Origin of the sequence: Martinezella rhizogenes, assembly GCF_000799715.1 — a bacterium.
GTDB classification, from domain to species: Bacteria; Pseudomonadota; Alphaproteobacteria; order Rhizobiales; family Rhizobiaceae; genus Rhizobium; species Rhizobium rhizogenes_C.
This window is the reverse complement of the sequence record NZ_JUHG01000011.1, coordinates 654784-673909: the sequence shown is the minus strand read 5'-3', so window position 1 is coordinate 673909 and position 19126 is coordinate 654784. Positions and strand designations below refer to the sequence as shown.

At 58.1% G+C, this 19126-nt stretch carries 14 protein-coding genes; 10 read left to right on the top strand and 4 right to left on the bottom strand.

Features of this window, described 5'->3' with window-relative positions; genetic code table 11:
- The first annotated feature begins 95 nt into the window (after window positions 1-95).
- Window positions 96-1559 carry an FAD/NAD(P)-binding protein gene (locus EX00_RS07170; RefSeq protein ID WP_047457566.1) on the top strand — a complete coding sequence of 488 codons (1464 nt, stop codon included), beginning with the start codon at window positions 96-98 and terminating at the stop codon, window positions 1557-1559.
- 203 nt (window positions 1560-1762) lie between these two features.
- Window positions 1763-2233 (top strand): RrF2 family transcriptional regulator, encoded by a 471-nt coding sequence (locus EX00_RS07165; protein ID WP_047455507.1) that lies wholly within the window; start codon window positions 1763-1765, stop codon window positions 2231-2233.
- Window positions 2234-2290: 57 nt separating this feature from the next.
- Here the strand turns inward: EX00_RS07165 and EX00_RS07160 are convergent, their stop codons facing one another.
- Window positions 2291-3508 (bottom strand): SfnB family sulfur acquisition oxidoreductase, encoded by a 1218-nt coding sequence (locus EX00_RS07160; protein ID WP_047455505.1) that lies wholly within the window; start codon window positions 3506-3508, stop codon window positions 2291-2293.
- A gap of 194 nt (window positions 3509-3702) precedes the next feature.
- On the opposite strand from EX00_RS07160, the gene EX00_RS07155 reads away from it, so the two are divergent.
- From EX00_RS07155 to EX00_RS07130, 6 genes are all read left to right on the top strand, one after another.
- On the top strand, window positions 3703-4302 hold the full coding sequence (locus tag EX00_RS07155; RefSeq protein ID WP_047455503.1) for an RBBP9/YdeN family alpha/beta hydrolase: 600 nt from the start codon (window positions 3703-3705) through the stop codon (window positions 4300-4302).
- A gap of 378 nt (window positions 4303-4680) precedes the next feature.
- Window positions 4681-6096 (top strand): FAD/NAD(P)-binding protein, encoded by a 1416-nt coding sequence (locus EX00_RS07150; RefSeq protein WP_047455501.1) that lies wholly within the window; start codon window positions 4681-4683, stop codon window positions 6094-6096.
- Between the two features lie 180 nt (window positions 6097-6276).
- Entirely contained in the window at window positions 6277-6837 is a 561-nt protein-coding gene (locus EX00_RS07145; protein ID WP_047455498.1) for a DUF924 family protein, read from the top strand.
- Window positions 6838-7013: 176 nt separating this feature from the next.
- Window positions 7014-9608 (top strand): mechanosensitive ion channel family protein, encoded by a 2595-nt coding sequence (locus EX00_RS07140; RefSeq protein WP_047455496.1) that lies wholly within the window; start codon window positions 7014-7016, stop codon window positions 9606-9608.
- 216 nt (window positions 9609-9824) lie between these two features.
- A complete protein-coding gene (locus tag EX00_RS07135) occupies window positions 9825-10655 on the top strand; it encodes a response regulator (protein ID WP_047455494.1) in 831 nt (276 codons plus the stop codon).
- A 198-nt stretch (window positions 10656-10853) separates the two neighbouring features.
- Window positions 10854-12185 carry a diguanylate cyclase gene (locus tag EX00_RS07130; RefSeq protein WP_047457563.1) on the top strand — a complete coding sequence of 444 codons (1332 nt, stop codon included), beginning with the start codon at window positions 10854-10856 and terminating at the stop codon, window positions 12183-12185.
- A 36-nt stretch (window positions 12186-12221) separates the two neighbouring features.
- Here EX00_RS07130 and EX00_RS07125 read toward each other — a convergent pair whose 3' ends face one another.
- The 3 genes from EX00_RS07125 to EX00_RS07115 all read right to left on the bottom strand — a co-directional run bounded on the left by EX00_RS07125 (window position 12222) and on the right by EX00_RS07115 (window position 15681).
- Window positions 12222-13241 (bottom strand): GlxA family transcriptional regulator, encoded by a 1020-nt coding sequence (locus EX00_RS07125; RefSeq protein ID WP_404944007.1) that lies wholly within the window; start codon window positions 13239-13241, stop codon window positions 12222-12224.
- A 301-nt stretch (window positions 13242-13542) separates the two neighbouring features.
- Window positions 13543-13749, bottom strand: coding sequence for a DUF1127 domain-containing protein (locus EX00_RS07120; protein ID WP_047455489.1), 207 nt, complete (start codon window positions 13747-13749; stop codon window positions 13543-13545).
- 1374 nt (window positions 13750-15123) lie between these two features.
- A complete protein-coding gene (locus EX00_RS07115; protein WP_150192118.1) occupies window positions 15124-15681 on the bottom strand; it encodes a hypothetical protein in 558 nt (185 codons plus the stop codon).
- Window positions 15682-15877: 196 nt separating this feature from the next.
- Between EX00_RS07115 and EX00_RS07110 the strand changes: the two genes are divergently transcribed.
- A complete protein-coding gene (locus EX00_RS07110) occupies window positions 15878-16792 on the top strand; it encodes a hypothetical protein (protein WP_047455486.1) in 915 nt (304 codons plus the stop codon).
- Complete coding sequence (locus EX00_RS07105; protein ID WP_047455484.1) at window positions 16789-19113, top strand: hypothetical protein; 2325 nt, start codon at window positions 16789-16791, stop codon at window positions 19111-19113. Before EX00_RS07110 ends, EX00_RS07105 begins: the two co-directional genes overlap by 4 nt.
- Window positions 19114-19126 lie beyond the last annotated feature (13 nt).

The window sequence follows — 19126 nt, the reverse complement described above, 5'->3', positions numbered from 1 at the left end:
TCAATAAAATTTGTAGAGTATAATGCTTGTTCAGCATGCGCGATTGGCGGCACCAAGATCGTCCGCGCGATCGCTCCGACTGGAAGGATTTGGCGATGACCACTGATTCTCACGATCCGTCGAATGATCGGCCAGTCATCGCAATTATCGGCGGCGGCGTTTCGGGCGCGGCGGTCGCATTTCATTTGCTGCAGCGCCAGCGGCTGCAGCCCGGTCAGCTTTTCATTTTCGAGCCACGCGCCCGGCTGGGGGCGGGGCTTGCCTATGATACCCAGGATCCCGCGCACCGTATCAATGTGCCGGCGGCGAAGATGAGCCTGCTGCCCGACGATCTCGAACATTTTCAGCGCTGGATCGAAGCCAATGATGCACTGGTCGGCGACGAGACGGCAGTCGCGGCGAATGGCAACCTGTTTCCGCGCCGCGCGCTTTTCGGCCGGTATATCGGTGACATGGTACAGCCTTTCGTCGACGATGGTCGCATCACCCATGTGGCCGAAAAGACCGCCGAAGTCCGGCGGCTGAATGATCGCTGGGTGATCAGTGGCGAAGCGGGTCGGCGCCTGGAGGCGGATATTCTCGTCATCGCGACGAGCCATCCGTCGCCGTTGCCGCCGGAGCCGCTGCGGCGCGCTTTGGCCGGTCATCCGCGCTTCGTCGTCGATCCGACGCGGCCGGATGCGGTCGCCGCCATTCGCGCTGACGATCGCGTGCTCGTTGTCGGCAACGGCCTGACCTCCGCCGACGTCATCGCCTCCCTTACCCTGCGCGGTCACACGGGACCGATCACCGCCATCTCCAGACGTGGTCTGCGCTCGCGCGGCCATGCGCCGGTGAGACAGGAATTGTTCGGCGATTTCGTCAGTCACCCATCGCGCACGGCGCTCGATCTGTTGCGGCTTGTGCGTGCCACCATTCGCGAGGCAGAAGCCGAGGGACGGAGCTGGCACGCCGTCATCGATCAGGTACGTGCGCAGGGCCAGGATTTGTGGCGGGCGATGCCGCTTGAAGAACGGCGGCGCGTGGTGCGGCATTTGCGGCCCTTCTGGGACGTGCACCGTTTCCGTGTGGCACCACAGGTGGAGGCCGCCAGCGAGGAAGCGATTCGCAATGGCAGGCTGGAGGTGCTCGCAGCCTCCGTCGCATCCGTGGAGACAAAGGATGAGGCGATTGATTGCCGGCTCCGCCTCAGCCACTCGGCCGGGAACATCGACCGTCAATTTGATGCGGTCGTGGTGACGACAGGGCCGGGCCATCGCGGCATATTGGAGACGCAAGGCTGGATTGGTGCACTTGCGGATGCTGGCTATCTCGCCATCGATGCCACGCGCCTCGGTCTTGCCTGCAATGCGGCATCCCAGGCGCTAAGCGATGATGGCGCGGTGGCACCGTCGCTGTTCATTTCCGGGCCGCTGGCGCGGGGCACGTTCGGCGAACTCATGGGCCTGCCGGAGGTGGTCGAGCATGGCGTCTTCGTCGCGGGGCAGGTGGCGTCGGCAATCTGCGACCACGCAAATCGCAAGCATGATAGGCCGTTATTCGATACCAGCGCCGCGTAAAGGCAAGAAAAACTGCAAAATCGTTGCTTAGACGATACATTTGCCTAAATTTACTCATATAAACTATACAATTTGTGAGTTATTGTCTTGTTCGTCAAAGGCAGCGGGATTACTTCCGTGGCCAGTGATGACAGGATCGGTGGCCGAGTCTCGATTGGTCAGCCGGACTCCCAACAATCGAACTTGTAGTAAAGCGGATAGCGATGCTCACGAAAAAAGGAAAATACGGGTTGAAGGCGCTGGTGGATCTGGCACGCCTCGCGCCGGGCGAGACTGCGTTCATCAACGACATTGCTTCGCGCAACAATATCCCGAAGAAGTTTCTCGACACCATCCTGCTGGAATTGCGCAATGCCGGCGTGCTGCGTTCGAAGAAGGGGCCTGGCGGTGGTTATTCGCTGTCGCGCCTTGCCTCCGATATCCGCATCGGCCATGTCATCCGCACGCTCGACGGTCCGCTCGCGCCGATCCGCTGTGCCAGCCGCACTGCCTACGAAGCCTGTGACGATTGCGCCGATCCGGAGCGCTGTCATGTGCGGCGCTCCATGACGGAAGTCCGTGATGCGATCGCCGATATTCTCGACAACATGACGCTGGAACAGTTCGTTGCCGGCGGTGGACCGGGGATCGATACCGACGAACGGGAAGACTATCGCGCTTCGAATGTCGGCTGAGTTATCAGCCTGAATATTTTGGACATGTCCGCCGGCTCTAAGCCGGCGGTTTGCGTTTCACGGCGTCCAGTTCTTCGGCGGCGTTATGCCGTTCAGATGATAATTGCCGACGAGATGATATTTCCAGCGGGTGGGATCCTGCAGCGTGTGGGTGCGGGCATTGCGCCAATGGCGGTCGAGATTGAGGCCGATACGCGTGGAGGAGGTGCCGGCAAGTTCAAATAGCGCGTTCGAAGCTTCAATGGCGATTTCCGTCGTCAATACCTTGGCGGCCGCAACGGCAAGCGTGGCGTCGATCACATGGTCATCGGTCGGATTGATCTGGGCGGTATCGATTTTCCGGCCTGCACGTTCCAGCAATGCCGCCGCCGCCTCGAGGCGGATGGCGATCTGGCCGATCGTGGCGATGGTCAATGGGTCGTCTGCCGCGCGCTCGACGCCGCTGGCCATCCACGGACGGGCGCTGGTCTTCACGAATTCCACGGTTTCGGCAAAGGCGGCCCGAGCGATGCCAAGATTGATGCCGGCATGGATGATCTGATCCACCGGGCCCACGGTCGTCGGTCGCTCGAAGTCTTTGTAGTGCGCAAGGACGGCGTCGGCACCTACATAGACATTGTGCAGGATGGTCGTGCCACTGCCGGAGGTGCGTTGCCCGAAACCATCCCAGTCGTCGATGATCTGGATGCCTTCGGTGCCGCGCGGGGCGAGGGAGATGGTCAGTTCATCCTGTGTATCGAGCGCGGAGATCGCGATCCAGTCGGCGAAAAGAACGCCGGCGGCATGGGATTTGCGGCCATTGATGCGACGGCCAGGTCCTTCAGACGTCAGGCGGGTGTTATCTTGCCCAGCCGTCGTGGTTTCGGTTTCGGAGAGGGCGTTGCCGAAGCGATCGCCGGCCAATGCCCTTGCGAAGAAGGCGTCCTTCTGCTCTTCGCTGCCGCCGGTGCGCAGCGCTTCAAGAACGTAGAAATGGTTCCGTGCAATCTCGGCGATCGAAGGATCGGCTTCCGCCAGGATGGCGATGATTTCGGCGAGAATGGAATTGGAGATATCGAGGCCGTCATATTCGGAGGGTGTGGTGATGCCGAGCAGGCCGGATTGCGACAGGGCCTCCGCTTCTTCGTATGGGAGCACGCGGTTTATATCGCGGTCGCTTGCCTGCTGCGCGAAAAGGTCGGCCAGCGATCGGGCGATCTGCAGCGCTTCCTCCTCGCTTTGAATGCGATGCGCGAGCGGTCTGACATGCTCGTGCAACTGCGAAACAGTTCCCATCCATCACTCCACCAGCCGATGGTATATTCAGTGACTTAGCGGCGCTAAATCGATAAGCTCTTAATTTCTATAGATGTACTGTACATTAGATTTTCTTTGCTTATCCTGATTTCGCTGCTCGGCATAATAGGCGTTGAATGGAGAAATTGTAAGCGTGCGGCTCGACGGCCGCCGAAGCCATCCAGGAGAGCGCCATGGTCGCGACATTGATCGTTCCCGGTTTGAATGGCTCCGCCGAGGGCCACTGGCAGCGCCATTGGGCGCGCGATCATGCGGCCGCGACCATCGTCCGCCAGGCCTCCTGGGCAAGGCCGGTGCTCGAGGATTGGCAGGCGGCGCTGGAAGTCGAGCTGGAGCGGGTAGGGGAAGCATGGCTCGTTGCCCATAGTCTCGGATGCCTGCTTGCCGCCAATCTCGCAAATCGCCCTGCTGCTCGCCGTGTGAAAGGCGCCTTTCTCGTTGCGCCTTGCGATCTAGAACGGACGGAGCGGCTGCATCCCGGCGCCATCGATTTCGGCATGATGCCGACCGAGGCTCTGCCGTTTCCAAGCGTCGTCGTCGGTAGCCACGACGATCCATATATGGATTTTACGGAGCTTCGCCGTTATGCCGCGCAATGGGGCAGCGAGTTTCATGATCTCGGCCATGCCGGCCACATCAATATTGCCAGCGGTTTTGGTCGCTGGGAGCAGGGCTATCGATTGTTTTCCGACTTTGCCAAGCCGTTTGAAAACCAAGGGAATAAGCGCGCAAGGCCACGGCTGCACGACGTCTTGTGCCCAGCCATGTCGTAGGCGCTATCCGCGATCAGAAGCGCCGGTCGCAAGAAAGCGCTTGCTACCGGCGCATTTTCGCGCTTTCATATACGACTAAATAAGTAGACTATATGAGCAACCACATTCCTCCGAGCCAATAGGCTTGCAGTATGAAGGTTGCCGAAGGGAGCAGGGTTTCGCGCTGGAGCGGAAGCCCGCCTGAAGCATCCCTCTTTCGGATGAGAGCCGAAGTTGGAAATGCGCTTCAGGTTCAAGGAACCAAAGCGGCCCTTGTGTGTTTACGGGCGCGCAGCACTCTCGTGGCCAGATGGCTGCGAGCCGTATGAGGTTCACCGGCAAAGTATCAGTATGCCCTTAGAAAAGCATGATCGACCACCTCGCCCCCCAGGAGTTGATATGACGGTTCAGGGATTTTTCTCCGCCAAGGCAAATGCCGCGGCACAAGCCTATGGGATACCGCGCATTGCCGTCATCGGCCGCGGCTTTTCCGGCATGATGATGGCGATCGCGTTGATGAAGACGGTGCGGACGCCCTTTCACCTGCAGCTCTTCGACCCCAACTCCAGTGTCAGCGGTGGTCAGGCTCTAGCCTCCGGTCACAGCAGCGAAATCCTCAACAGCCGCGTGCGCGATCTCTCGGTCTCAGCCGGAGACCCTGACGATTTCAACGACTGGCTCTGTAGCAACGCCCCGTTTCGCAGCGCCGTTCCGGCGGCGATACCGGGATTTCTGCAGATCTTCGTGCCGAAGAGCATTTTCAGCGATTATGTCTATCAGCGCTTCTCCGAGGCACTGTCCTCGCGACGCGATATTACGGTTCAGGTCAGCGGCGAGACGGTGGTCGGCCTTCGCCGCAGCCGTGGCCGCCGTTTTCTGGTGGAAAGTCCCGGTGTCGCCAATCCGTTGTTCGACATGGTGGTTCTGGCGACCGGTTACGGCATTGCCGATGATCAGCCGCAGAGCGGCGAGCCCGTGGCAACGCCGACCACGGTGCGCGCCCGTCGCCTGGTGTCGCGCGCGCATACGGTCTTGCTCGGCAGCGGCCTGCGCGTCGTCGACCGGCTGCTGCAGATGCGTGACAGCGGTTATGACGGCCAGATCACCCTCGTTTCCAGGCGAGGCTTCCTGCCGCAGAGCCACACTCGCAGCAACGCTGATCCGGTCTTTCCGGCCGAAGCGATGCCCGGCAATCTCAGCGAGATCGTCCGCTTCGTTCGCGCGGCTTGCGAAAATGCCGAAGCCAGCGGACAAAACTGGCAATCCGTCATGAACGGTCTGCGCAAGCATGCACGCTCGCTCTGGCGCGCGTTGCCTGCGGGCCAGAAGCAGCAGTTCAACCGCCATCTGCGCGCGCTTTACGACAGCCACCGCAATCGCCTGCCGGAGGCGCTGCATGTGCGGCTGCAACAGGAACTCGCGGAGGGCAACACGCTGCTGCGCCGTGGACACTTCTTGCGGCGTACGCCGACCGGCTTGACGATGAGGCCTGCCGGCCAGCAGGGGATCGAGCAGATCTATGCCGACGAGGTGATCGATTGCCGCTGCCAGGCGCCTGACCTGACGACGCCCCTGATGCAGAGCTTGATCAATGCCGGCCTTGCCATGCCCGACGAGCTTGGTCTCGGCCTTGCCGTCGAGGCCACCGGTGCGCTTTCGGTGGATAGTCGAACGACGGACGGGCTTTTTGCTGTGGGACCGCTGGGGCTTGGGAGCCTGCCGGATATCGATCTGGTGCCGGAGATTGTGACGCAGGCCTATGCGGCCGCCGAAGGTGTTGCGACGCGGTTCTATCCACAATGCAAGGCAGTGTAACTGGGACAGATGGCTCTGTGCTCAACTAAGCCCCGTCAATAGAGCTACCACTCAGCGCCGCCTTCGGTGCGCTGTCGGCTCATTCCCATCCTGCGAAAAGAGCGAGCAATGGCGAATTTCGCCATTGCAGCGACGCGCTGATGGACCTATCTCCCGAGGTGCAATGCTGGGAGGCAGGGAATGGCAGCAAAGCCTATCGTTTGTACGCCGGAAGAGGTGTTGAGCTTCTGGTTCGAGGAATGCACGAGCGAGGATTGGTTTCGCTCGACGGTTAATCTCGATGAGGAGATCGGTCGCCGGTTTCGCGACACGCATCTGGCTCTGGCGGCCGGGGTGACCGACCTTTGGCGGGCAACGCCGGAAAGCCGGCTGGCCGCAATCATTGTCCTCGATCAATTCCCCCGCAATGTCTATCGCGGCACTCCGCTTGCCTTTGCCACCGACGGCTTGGCGTTGCAGGAGGCGAAAGCGGCTTTGGAGGTTGGCGCGGATCGGGAGATGCCGGCGGAGCGGCGAATATTCTTATATTTGCCGTTCGAACACGCCGAGAACCTTGCCGAGCAGGATCGGGCGGTTGCTCTTTTTCAATCGCTCGGCATGGACGAACAGATCGACTATGCGCTCCGGCATCGTGCCGTCATTGCCGCTTACGGCCGATTTCCCCATCGCAATGCCATGCTTGGGCGCGTATCGACCGAGGCTGAGAAAGATTATCTCGCCGAGCCGGGGGCGGGTTTCTGAGGGGATAAAGGCGGCAAATGCCTTTCTGTCGCCTTTCTTTGCCTTACAAGGCTTACGCGTAGGGACTATGAAATGCGCAATCGCGGTATAGATAGATTCCGTTCTTTCATTTCTTCCGCGCGGCGAATCCGTTTACTCAGGCCGCCAGCGACTTTATCCGCGACGAGGAGCTTTGCTTGCGCCTGCTGAAACACCACCTTCGTTTTTTGTCCTTGCTGCTTTTGGGGCTGAGCTTTGCCGTGATGGCAAGTCCTTTGCCGGGCAGGGATGCCTTCGCGCAGGATCAGCAACAGGCACAGCCGGTCCAACAATCGGAACAGCCACCACAGCCGGCACCGCTTGCCAATGGTCTGTTGGACACGGCCGTTGCCGATCTTAATCAGGCCAAGAAGGACTTCACCTCGATCGAGGAGAGTTCCAAGAGCGAAGGAGCGGACGATGATGCGCTGGTGGCGCTGTCCGGCCGAACGGATGATCTCAATCGCTCCATCGCGGCGATTTCCGCGCGGTTGAAGCCGCGCTTCGCAGAGATCGACACGCGTCTGACGCAACTCGGCGCGGCTCCCAAGGAAGGACAGCCGCCCGAAGCTCCGATCGTTACCCAGGAGCGTGACCGGCTCACCGCCGAACGCTCGCTGATCAGCGCTGCGACGCTTGATGGCGATAATCTCGTCGCGGCAACCAATCGGCTCTCGATGCAGCTCGTCGAAATGCGCCGCAAGCTATTCGCCGAGACGCTGTTCAAGCGCACGGGGATTTCCGCCGGGACATTCGAAGACGCGGGAACGGCTTTCGTCGACGAAGGCGTAAAGTTCAGCGATGCGGTAACAAGCTGGATCGGTTTCGTTGTGAAGGCCAAGCTTGGCCCGCTCCTGGCTGCCGTCTTCCTGTCGCTCACCGCGGCCATGATTTTCCTGCTGGGTGGCTACCGGCTGTTCCGCCGTTATTATGTGCGGGACGAAACCATCGAGAACCCGCCCTATATCAGTCGTCTCTCCGTCGCCTTCTGGTCGACATTGATCCGCACGCTGACGCTGGTCGCCTTTCTCGTCACGTCCTTTTTGAGCCTTTCGAACTTCAACGTGCTGCGACCGGATATCGCGCCGGTGCTGGCGGCGTTCTTCGGCTTCATCTGGCTGGTCTATTTCGTCGGTCGTCTGACCAATGCCGTTTTTGCGCCTTTCAGGCCGCATTGGCGGCTCGTCAAGCTGTCGAACAAGGGTGCGAGGTCGCTGAGCTGGTGTATGCAGGCCATGGCCGTCGTCAACGGCCTCGATTACGTGTTCGACCGCATCAGCGAATCCATGGGATCGCCTGTCGTCGTCACGGTGGCGAAGAGCTTCTTCGCCGCGCTGCTGATCGGCCTGATCCTGATTGCCGCCTCCTTCGGCAAGCCTATTCTCGCCAAGAGCGGCGATCCCGAAGCTCCCGGTCGTCGCTGGCCGCACGGCATGGCGATCATCCTTCGGGTGCTGGGTACATTACTGATTTTCACCGCTGTCATCGGCTATGTCGGCCTCGCGCGCTTTATCGCGACTCAGCTGATCCTGACCAGCGCGGTTCTGGCGACCATGTATCTCGGCTTCCAGCTGGGCAAGGCGGTGTCGCGGCAGGGCGTCTTTGCGGAAACAATTATCGGGCGTTTCCTGGAGAGCCGTTTCAAGCTCAGCGACGTCGTGCTCGATCAGGCAGGGCTCGTCGCGGGCCTTGCGACCTATGCGGTCGCGCTTTTGACCGGCATTCCGCTGATCCTGCTGTCCTGGGGCTTTCATATCCAGGATCTGGAGCTTATCGCCTACCGGCTGTTCACCGAGATCCGGATCGGCAATATGTCGATTTCGCTGGTCGGCATTCTCGTTGGAATCCTTCTCTTTGCCGGCGGCTATCTGGTGACACGCTGGTTCCAGCGCTGGCTGGACAGCAATGTCATGGCGCGCGGCCAGATGGACCTCGGTGTCCGCAACTCGGTCAAGACCGGCATCGGATATCTCGGCATCGCGCTGGCGTCGATCATCGCTATTTCGGCGGCCGGTATCGACCTGTCCAGCCTGGCGCTCGTCGCCAGCGCGCTTTCGGTCGGTATCGGTTTCGGTCTACAGAATATCGTGTCGAACTTCGTCTCCGGCCTGATCCTTCTGGTCGAACGGCCGTTCAAGGTCGGCGACTGGATCGTTTCCGGCGCCTCGGAAGGCATCGTCAAGCGCATCTCCGTGCGCGCCACGGAGATCGAGACGTTCCGCAAGCAGTCGATCATCGTGCCGAATTCGGAGCTGATCAATGCGTCCGTCGGCAACTGGACGCATCGAAACCGTCTGGCACGCTCGGAAATTCCGGTTTCCGTCAGTTTCGAATCCGATCCAAAGAAGGTGATGGATATCCTGCTGGAACTGGTGCGCAGCGTCCCGAAGGTGCTGAAAAACCCGGAGCCGCATGTCGAATTCCTGCGCTTTGGCCCTTCCTCGCTCGATTTCGAGATGCGTTTCTATCTTTCCGATCTGTCCGACGGCATGGAGATTCGCAACAGTCTGCGGATCGAGATCTTGAAGCGTTTTCGCGAAGAGGGGATTTCCATTCCCTATCCGCATCAGGAGCTGCATATCGTTCGCGACGGCAAGCGTGGCAAGCCGAGCAGCATTCTCGTCGAATCCGCGGATGCACCGGAAGGCGAGAGCGAAGAGGTCGTTAAGGATGTCGTTTCCCCGGCAGAGGAACAGCCGCTGGAAACCAAAGGCGTCGGCCGTCGCCGGGGCAGCAGGACGCCGGCGGAATGATGCGGCGTCGCCCATCTGAAATCTAAAGTTCGAAAGTATAGGATGGAGATGCCCTGGTTCTGAAAGACTAGGGCATCCTTCGGCGTCCAGATGCACGCCCGGTGCTATGATGGCTGCTTTCTTCATCTATGGGAAACCAGTCGACTTAACAAATACTCAAAGGCTTTGCTGTAGAAACTTCGGACGAGGCGGAGTTTTTATTAGCAGGTTTTTATCATGTCATTTTTGGGTATTTCCGGAATGCAATATTCCGGTGGGTCGCTTGCCGGAGCACGTATTCTCCTGGCCGAGGATTCGAATGTCTTTACGTCGATGATCAGCGCGAAGCTGAAGGAGCTCCTCGACATCGACATTGAAATCTGCCGGAACTTCGAAGAGTTGCAGCTTGCCTACGACAAGTCGTCGGAGCCGATCCGGCTGGCGATCTCCAACATCAATCTGCCGGGCGCGGAAAAGGGCGAGGCGCTCGAATATCTCATCGATCTCAGCATTCCGACGATCGCCTTCACCGGCACCTTCCTTGCGGGCACGCGAGACGATTTGATCGCCAAGGATGTTGTCGATTATATTCTCAAGGACAATGTCTTCGCCGTCGATCTGCTGGTGGAATCGATCTGCCGTTTCCTCACCAATCATCGCCATCATGTGCTGATCGTCGACGATAGCGCCACGGCGCGCGCGTTGCTGTCCAGCCGCCTGAAACGCTACAATTTCCGCGTGAGCGTGGCGGAGAACGGCGCCAAGGCGCTGGAAATCCTCAAGGCCAACCGCGACATCGGTCTGATGGTCACCGACTACAACATGCCCGATATCGACGGCTTCGAACTGACGCGCCGCATCCGCGCCAGCATCGGTTCGCATGAGCTGCGCATCATCGGCGTCTCGTCCTCCACCAATCGGCTCCTGTCGGCACGCTTCCTCAAGGCCGGCGGCAACGACTTCATGCTGCGGCCATTTATCGATGAGGAGTTCTATTGCCGCGTGAACCAGAATCTCGACACGCTGCTGCAGATCCAGTCGGTCCGACAGGTGAGAATAGGGGCTTGATATGCTGGAAGGGGTAGGTCACGGACGTTCAGCTGAGAGAAACGTGAAGATAATTCATGTTTTTCATAAGATTTGTACAATCCGTGGTTCCGCTTTCTTTATGAATCCTGTTCACGATGGGAACGATGGCATTGTCGTTTCGTCCGCAATAGCAGCGACGAACAGGCGATGCCGGGCGGTTCGGAGGGCGTGAAGGAAATGGTGCTCGGCGTGAATTTCCTCAGTGATGGCCATGGTCATCGCCGTGGCGGCCAGAAGATACTTCTGGTGGAAGATTCGCGCATGTTCTCCGCTGTTCTTCGCCATCGCTTCCAAGCAGAACTTGGACTTGACGTCACCCACTGCGCCTCACTGAAGCAACTGAACGAGGTGCTCGCGCTTGATGGGCATGGTTTCACTATGGCCGTCGTCGACCTTAACCTGCCGGATTCTCCGCATGGCGAGGCTCTGGATGTTGCCATTGCCCACCATATCCCTTCCATCGTCTTCACTGCCTCCTTCGATGTGGCGATGCGAAACCGCATCATGGAGCGCCGTATTGTCGACTATGTCCTGAAGGACAATGAATTCGCCCTCGACAATCTCGTTTCCTCCGTCAAGCGAGCCATCTCCAATCGCAGCACGCGAGTGCTGGTGGTGGATGACATACCGTCGGCACGGCGCGTGCTGGTCGAAATTCTGGAAGCGCAGCAGTTCAAGGTCGTCGAAGCCGGGTCCGGTGTCGAAGCCCTGACGGCGCTTGAGGACTATAGCGACATCGAGATGGTGCTGACCGACTATCATATGCCCGACATGAACGGCCAGGAATTGACGCGGCGCATTCGCCATCGCTTCGGTTCGGATCGGATGCGCGTCATCGGCGTATCCTCTTCGAACGACCGTCTGCTTTCGGCGACGTTCCTGAAGGCGGGCGCCAGCGATTTCATCTATCGTCCGTTCGTGGAAGAAGAGCTGCAGTGCCGCATTGCACTCAATGCCGAAACCTTGATGCAGATCAAACAGCTGCGCGCTCTGGCGGCGAGCGACTATCTGACCGGGCTCTACAACAGGCGATATTTTTTCGACCAGGGTCCGACGATTGTGAATGAGTGCCTGCGCCGTCAGCGCCCGAGCTCAGTGGCAATCCTCGATATCGACCATTTCAAGAAATTAAACGACACCTACGGTCACGAGATCGGCGATCAGGTGCTGAAGGCGGTCGCCGGGCGGTTGCAGTCCTTGTTTGAAGGCAGTGAGAACCTGTTGTCCCGGCTCGGCGGCGAGGAGTTCGCCATTCTATTCACGGAGATGGATTCACGCGCCGCCACCGCCATTTGCGACGACGTGCGCGTCAATCTCTCGAACCTGAAGGTCAGCGCGGATGATGAGGAATTGTCGGTGACTGTATCGATCGGCGTGGCCGAAATCGCCGGCTACGAGGCATTCGATAACTATCTCAATGCCGCCGATCAGTTTCTCTATATGGCCAAGCATAATGGCCGCAACCAGGTCTATTCCGACTTCAGAATGACGAAAGAAGCGGCCGAATAGGCCGCTTCGATTATTGATCGGATATGAATTGCAGCTTCAGATGACAACGCCGGTGCGGTTGCTCGACATGGTGAGCTTGCGCTCGGCGCGCTCCTGCTGCGGCGAGCGATTGTAGAGTTCGCGATAACACTTGGAGAAGTGCGAGGCGGAGACGAAGCCGCAGGCAACCGCCACTTCCACCACCGGCATGGAAGACTGCACCAGCAGGTGGCGGGCGCGATCGAGGCGGATTTCGAGGTAATAGCGAGCCGGCGAGCGTCCCATTTCCTGGCGGAACAGGCGCTCGATCTGGCGGCGTGAGAGCCCGGCATCGTCGGCGATCTCCAGGAGCGACAGCGGCTCGGCGAGATTGCTTTCCATCAGTTCGATGATCGACAGCACCTTGGCATTCTGGACGCCGAGGCGCGCGCGCAGCGGCAGGCGCTGGCGGTCGTGCGGGCTGCGGACGCGATCGGTCAGCTGCTGCTCGCAGATACGGTTGACAAGATTCTCGCCAAAGTCCTGGCCGATCAGGTTCAGCATCATGTCGAGCGAAGCCGTGCCGCCGGCGCAGGTGTAGAGATTGCTGTCGACCTCGTAGAGATCGGCATAGACTTCGGCCTGCGGGAAGGTCTCGGAGAAGCCGGGGAGGTTTTCCCAGTGGATGGCGCAGCGCTTGCCGTTGAGCAGACCTGCCTGGGCCAGCACATGTGCGCCCGTACAGAGGCTGCCGACGGCAACGCCGCGATTGTAGCTCTCGCGCAGCCAGGCATTGACCGACTTGTTGTTGAACTCCTCGACATAGATGCCGGAACAGACGAGCACCATGCTCGGCCGGTTCTCGCCGCCAAGATAGCGGCGCTCGTCGGCAAGCGCCGAATTGACCTCGAGGCCGATGCCGCTGGAGGAATAGACCTTCTGGCCGTCGGTCGAGGCAAGGCGCCAGGAGTAGGCGGGATAGCCCAGCATACGGTTGGCGATCCGCAGCGTCTCAACCGCAGCGGAAAACGGCAGCATGGTAAAATGGGGTACGAGAAAGAAAACCAGGGAACGCGTCTTAATCGGAGTCTTGCTCATATCGGGAAAATCCATGCTCCAGGACCATTCCGTATACCTTGCGTCAAATGCGTCGGCTCGATGGTCTAATAGCGACACTGGCATGGATAATAGCGGCCGCAAAGAGATATTTATGCTGGCTCATTAAAATTGCCGCGATAAAGAAAGCAGGCAGGGTAGGTAAGCAATATACGAAAATAGCCAAATATATATGCGAATGATAATCAAGATAAAATCGACGTGGGTTCGGCTGCCCTAAATGTTCGAAAGGCGACACTCGTTTCGGTTGAGTGCCGCCTTTAGGATTTAGATTGTATCAGAATCATCGCGTAGCCTTGGGATTCTTGGTTTCGTCGATGGCGGGCCAGCCAAGATCCTTGCGCATGTCGTCCGAAAGGGACTCAAGCTCGCGCTCGGAACGCCATTGTTGCCAACGGTCGGCAATCCGCGTCATGAACGGTACAAAACCACCGCCCGAGGGAGATGTGCCCCGCGTTCCGCCGGTGTCTCTATAGATAATCGTCGTCATTTCCAGGTTCCTTTCGGTTTTTTTAGATGCCCGAAAGGTCGCGACCTTTACGAGCTAATATGGAGTTGGTTTGCGTATCAATCAAACGAATAGATCTTATAGCTGCCATGATTATTATTGAACGATGGTGCCTTGGCGGGCTTCCGTTCGTGGACCGATAGCATGTAGAACCCAACCAAACGCGATTTTCGATTCAAGGGATTGGAATTCAAACCCAAAGGATTGGGATTTTCTGAATCGATATCCTGATACAATCTGCGACAGATCAGGCGGTTATAGCCGAGCTACTACTGGACCTCACCGTGAGAGTTGTTGAACGTCAACTCAAGAAATTTGCGATTTCATCCAAAGGATAGTGATTTTCTTATTCGCGCTTCTGGACTGCTTTGATCTGTCCGTGAGGGCACGGTGTAGACCCACACCGGCTCGCGATGTGTTGCTGCACTGAATACCGAGGCTGATCCGGAGGCTATACCGTACGTTTCGACGGTAGCATTCAGAAGCCGCACATCGCCGCCCAACCAGACAGGTTTGCGGCTCATCGCTACGCTCACAGGGATAGGCCAAGAACCGACACCAATGCATAGTCTGCTACTACTCGATTGATCTTATGGCGCTCTGCGGATGTGGTCTCGCGATGATCAACTGAGCCCAGGCGATGACGGGTAACGTTCGATCATTGAAGGCGGGGATCGCAACGGCCAGCTTACCAGACGATAGTTCGAGGCGACTGCCGCCTCCGAACTCAAAAACACGTAGAGCTGTATCAGCGCTTGGATGGCGAACCCGCGCCACGACTGGTGGGCCCTGCGGGCCTCTGTCGTGGTTAGCTAACTGATAGGAGACATTCGTCGTCGGCTGTCCGATCCGAAGTCCCCGTGCTGGTCGACGCCCACAGCGAGCTACGTGGTATCTAAAGGGGCGTCGCGTGAATCTCCTCGGCGCGGGGTCTCGGCAGAATCTTCCGGTCTCCCCGTGACGTTGGCGGCCCTTAAACGCGGGCGATACACGCAAGCTCACGAAGATCGGCCGAACGCTCTTGGTTCTCCATCATCCGGGCAGCCGCGAGATCGAAGTTATTTCCTGGGCTTACGTTTGTCGGCGCGGATGCAAAGGCTCTCATCAGCTTCTGACAGACAAGAAGATCATTCCCTGACATCTAAGCAGCAAAAGGAATTCTTTCGCCTTTAGCGCACCGATTACCTTGCGATTGAACTCGAAAAACAAGGAAACGCAATTCGCGCTAGGCACCGTATTTTCTAGTACCCAAATTGAGTTATTTCCTTGCGTATCCGAAAATGTCAACATCTTCCCCCAAAGGAATTACGTATCCAAAACATCATTTGGATACAAGTTAGTCTACGGGATTGTTGCTTAGATTTCCTTGCGCTTCCGTCGCGTGCGAAAGCGCTTCGGACGTTCTGCCGCGACAGTTATCGGCTCACCGGCGATCCAGTAGCCATTATCGCGGTACACGAACTCTTCCTTTGCGTCCGTCAAGATCCGTCCCAGTCTTTTCGCCGGGGTGGGGTGGTCGATTTCGACGCCCAGCGCTTTAAGCCTGTCATAGATTTCGATTCTGCTTAGAGAATGCCCTTGATCTTTTAATATCCGGTAAGCCTGTTGCCGAACTTGCCAAGCTTGCGAGTCGGGCCGCTGAATCCGCCTTTTTGCGAACTCTTGTGGAACATCTGGGAGTTCATCGAGATGGTTTGGCCCGTCGCCAGGGGTCGCGCCGAGTAGGCTGAGCGATCTCTTGGCGTCGCGAAGATGTCTCAGATCAAGCTCGACCTGCCGCGTCTCGGCTTCCAACCGCGCCATCTCAGCTCGTATCTCTTCGCGCCGCTTCTCCAAGGTCGCCACTTGGCGATCAATCGGCACCATCGCGGCGTGCGTCGGTCTTTCCTGGGGCTGATTTGATGATTGCTGCATGGGGCTCTTCCGTGTCCTAGAGAATCGCTATAGGTACAAGATGCGCCGCAATGCTCCTGTTTGTTGTCGCGAGCGGCGCTGTATTTTGTAACCATTAACACAACTAGAGGATTCAGTCATCCACTAGGGGCCGTTCAGCCTCTGTTGGAGCCTATTTCCTTTCGCCAATTCACAGAAATCTTACTAGGAGCTTGAAATGAAACACCGGTCTGACAACATTTTCGACCCATTCGCAGTGTTCGGAACCCAGCGCGTTCCCGACCCCGAATTCGACCCGTCAGCGTTCGACGAGGAGGACGAATACGTCCCGCAGGACGTTCGTCCCAACACGTTGGACGTCGTTGCTAAGCTGTTTTGGGCTGAAAATGGAGGCCCAATCAGGACGATCATTGATGGACGCAAGTCCCGTCCGACGGGAACTTTCCATGCTCTAAAGGGTGGCGCGAGAGCTATGCCCTGGGAATCGAAGCTTGAGCGTACGGCAATGTCCTTGGCCGACTTCTCAACTCGCGTTCACTACCTGCTTGCGCAGCCGCACCGACTTGAAATCTCCGTCCGAGGCAACAGGGGGCGGCCACTGATATACTTTCCCGATCTGCTGCTACACGTGCATCCTTCGTTCGTCGAAGACCTCCGGAGGGGCATGCCATTCTCGCAGGCTGCATGCGCTACAGCCAATCGTGATGTCCCGCGTCATCGACTGCAAATCTTGCTTCTTGAGATCAAGGCTGACAAAGACCCTCGTGACGACGATCCGGCATATCAGCATAAGCTTAGCCTGGCTCAGGAACTCTATCACCGCCGCGGATTTGCGTTCTTCACAATCAGGCAGTCGGTGCATCTAGATAAGCGCTTCGTCGCAATCGCGAGGCGTGCCGATCTGCACAAATATTCTGCCCTCGACGAGCGTGACTACATGACGTGCCTTGCCCACTTTGCTCGAAGGGACACGGTGTCGCTTGCCTCCCTGCAGCAAGCATTTGGAAATGGTCCATCCGCGCGAGCGAAGGTGGTCGCCCTTCATTACCGACGGTTCATATCCATCGACCTAATTGCTGGACCCAAAAGCGGTTCGCCGGTTCACCTGGTTCAACAGGGGGCGGCGCAATGACCCTTGATATCTCTGTAGGTGATCAATACCAGTTTTGTAGCGGAACGGTCCGAGGCGCTTTCAACGTTGAAAGCGAGAACGATGACAAGCTGATTTCCCTGAGAGGTCTGTCGGATGGACGGGTAGTCCATATCAAGGCGCTCGACCTGGCCGTCCTTCAAGCGAGAGGCGGCGCGGTACGCACTAAGCGCCAGGGCGAGATAGTACGCACCGTCACTGCCTTCGACATCCGGAGCCTGCACGAGCCTCCCAGAAAACATCTGACAAACAGGCAGTTGAAGGACTGGAAAATCAGGAGGGCGGACTTCGAGCGTGCGGCAACGCTTCTTTTCTACGTACGAGCTTTTGATGCTGCACCCGGGACAAAGAAAAGCACACAAGCGCTCGACCCATTTATCGAGGGCAGGGGTGGCGAGGCGAAAGCGGCCGGGCTTGAATGGACACCGTCTGCCAGTGCTGTCCGCAAGGCGTTGGCAAAAGGAGGGGAAAACAATCGAACGATAGCTCTCTACCTTCGCAAAAGGGGGAGCGCTAGGAAGCAGTCGAAATGGCCCGCATGGGTGTACGAACTGGGCCAAGCGACGGTAGCCCACTACTGGGGTGATCCAGTTGTACTCTTCACCCATGCCCATGGCTATTTCGATGATAGATTCTACGCAAAGCGCGATGAACTGATCCGTGCTCGTAGAGAGCAAGAAGGAGAAGCCTTATCCTGCGGTTCGTCGGAGCCGGTTGAATACGCGGACTTGATGTTCGAGCCGCCCTGCCATCAAACACTGACCAACTGGATCAATGAGGCGCGATGCCATGCGACGATAAAGTCGAAGTTCGGCATGCGGCAGGCGAACCGAGAGCTGCGCGGCCGAGGGGAAAGCATTACCGCGATTGCCCCGCTGGAAATCATCGTACTGGACCAGACGCTCGGCGACGTGTGGGCGTGCGAAGAGGTTCAAGTCGACGGCACGATAGCGGTTGTCCTGAAGCGGCCCTGGATCGTGTGGGCGATGGACTTGTTTTCGCGGCTGAACGTTGGGTTCATCATGACATTCGATCCGCCTTGTCTCGCAACGCTAATGGCCTGCTTGCGTGACGTTGTCAGCCCGAAAGCAGCATTGATTGAGCGCTTTGGTTTATCGAAGGGCGCTGCTGACGGCTGGGGGAAGTACAAAACTGTCATTCTCGACAACGCGTTGGCTCATATTGGCGTGAGCCTCCAGCTGGTCGGTGACATCGTAGGCTTCGAGGTCGACTACGCGCCGATCCGAACGCCAGAGTACAAACCTTGGATCGAGCGATTGGTTCGCACCATGAATGGCGCACTGCACGCCTTGCCAGGAGGAATTCCTTATCCTCCCGATGAGTTGGAGATCAGGGGCATCGATCCTCAAAAGAGCGCTGCTTTGACCATCGACTCGATCCGAGACCTCATGGATCACAAGATCATCGAATATAACCTCGATGAGCATGACGGCATCGGCATGGCTCCTGCTCAAAAGTGGACGGAAGGCGTTGCCGAGTTTGGTCGTCTTTCCGTTGACGACGCCCGCTCATTCAAACTTGTGTTGGGGCGCTACGACACCCGCACGCTCGATGCGGAAGGCATCCTTCTCAATGGCCACACCTTCCACGACCAAGGGATCGTGTCGATGCTGCTCGATCACATGGCACGGTTCCATCGTGAAAGGCGGAAAAAGAAACCAGGTCAGACCGCGTCGTTTCGTGTTCACCTCTTCTTTGACGACATGGATTGCTCCTCGATTTCCGTCATTGATGAGTTCACGAACGAGATCGTCGAGCTTCCGAACAGCGATCCATTCTATGCCGAAAAGCCGGTCTCCTTTGCGTTCTCCAAGGGCGAGCGTGAGTATCAGGCCAAGCTCAACAAGAACTTCCACACGCGGGAAGAAAAGGCCAAGGCTCGCCGCGAATACACCAAGGAGCTTGAGGCAAAGCTTGCGAACGATAATCACGCTGAAGCGAAGCGTACTATCCGTGTGCTCCAAGGGCGTGAGAAGCCGCAACTAGCCGCAGGAAGCCAGATCATCGACCTTAAGATCAGCCCTTCGATCAGCGGGATGCCGGTCGCCGAGGCGGTCCCAGTGTCGATGCCGTTCAATGAGCGGGCGGATGTCTTGACTGCACCAAAAGGCCGTAAACCCAAAAAGCCGAAGACCCGCAAGGATGCGGCAGTGGCGGAAGTGGCGAACGACCACGCGAAGCCTCACGAGCAGGGGGCAGCAAAGATTGATTGGGCCGCTCAACCAGATTTCGACGAAAGCGAAGCCGCGCTCGATGAGCTGGCGCGTCGCTACGGCTTCTAAATCCAGTGGGTGC

Excerpts from the sequence above, each read along its gene's own strand:
- EX00_RS07170 (WP_047457566.1), top strand. The coding sequence starts at position 96 with ATGACCACTGATTCTCACGATCCGTCGAATGATCGGCCAGTCATCGCA.
- EX00_RS07165 (WP_047455507.1), top strand. The coding sequence starts at position 1,763 with ATGCTCACGAAAAAAGGAAAATACGGGTTGAAGGCGCTGGTGGATCTG.
- EX00_RS07160 (WP_047455505.1), bottom strand. The coding sequence starts at position 3,508 with ATGGGAACTGTTTCGCAGTTGCACGAGCATGTCAGACCGCTCGCGCAT.
- EX00_RS07155 (WP_047455503.1), top strand. The coding sequence starts at position 3,703 with ATGGTCGCGACATTGATCGTTCCCGGTTTGAATGGCTCCGCCGAGGGC.
- EX00_RS07150 (WP_047455501.1), top strand. The coding sequence starts at position 4,681 with ATGACGGTTCAGGGATTTTTCTCCGCCAAGGCAAATGCCGCGGCACAA.
- EX00_RS07145 (WP_047455498.1), top strand. The coding sequence starts at position 6,277 with ATGGCAGCAAAGCCTATCGTTTGTACGCCGGAAGAGGTGTTGAGCTTC.
- EX00_RS07135 (WP_047455494.1), top strand. The coding sequence starts at position 9,825 with ATGTCATTTTTGGGTATTTCCGGAATGCAATATTCCGGTGGGTCGCTT.
- EX00_RS07130 (WP_047457563.1), top strand. The coding sequence starts at position 10,854 with ATGGTGCTCGGCGTGAATTTCCTCAGTGATGGCCATGGTCATCGCCGT.
- EX00_RS07125 (WP_404944007.1), bottom strand. The coding sequence starts at position 13,241 with ATGAGCAAGACTCCGATTAAGACGCGTTCCCTGGTTTTCTTTCTCGTA.
- EX00_RS07120 (WP_047455489.1), bottom strand. The coding sequence starts at position 13,749 with ATGACGACGATTATCTATAGAGACACCGGCGGAACGCGGGGCACATCT.
- EX00_RS07115 (WP_150192118.1), bottom strand. The coding sequence starts at position 15,681 with ATGCAGCAATCATCAAATCAGCCCCAGGAAAGACCGACGCACGCCGCG.
- EX00_RS07110 (WP_047455486.1), top strand. The coding sequence starts at position 15,878 with ATGAAACACCGGTCTGACAACATTTTCGACCCATTCGCAGTGTTCGGA.
- EX00_RS07105 (WP_047455484.1), top strand. The coding sequence starts at position 16,789 with ATGACCCTTGATATCTCTGTAGGTGATCAATACCAGTTTTGTAGCGGA.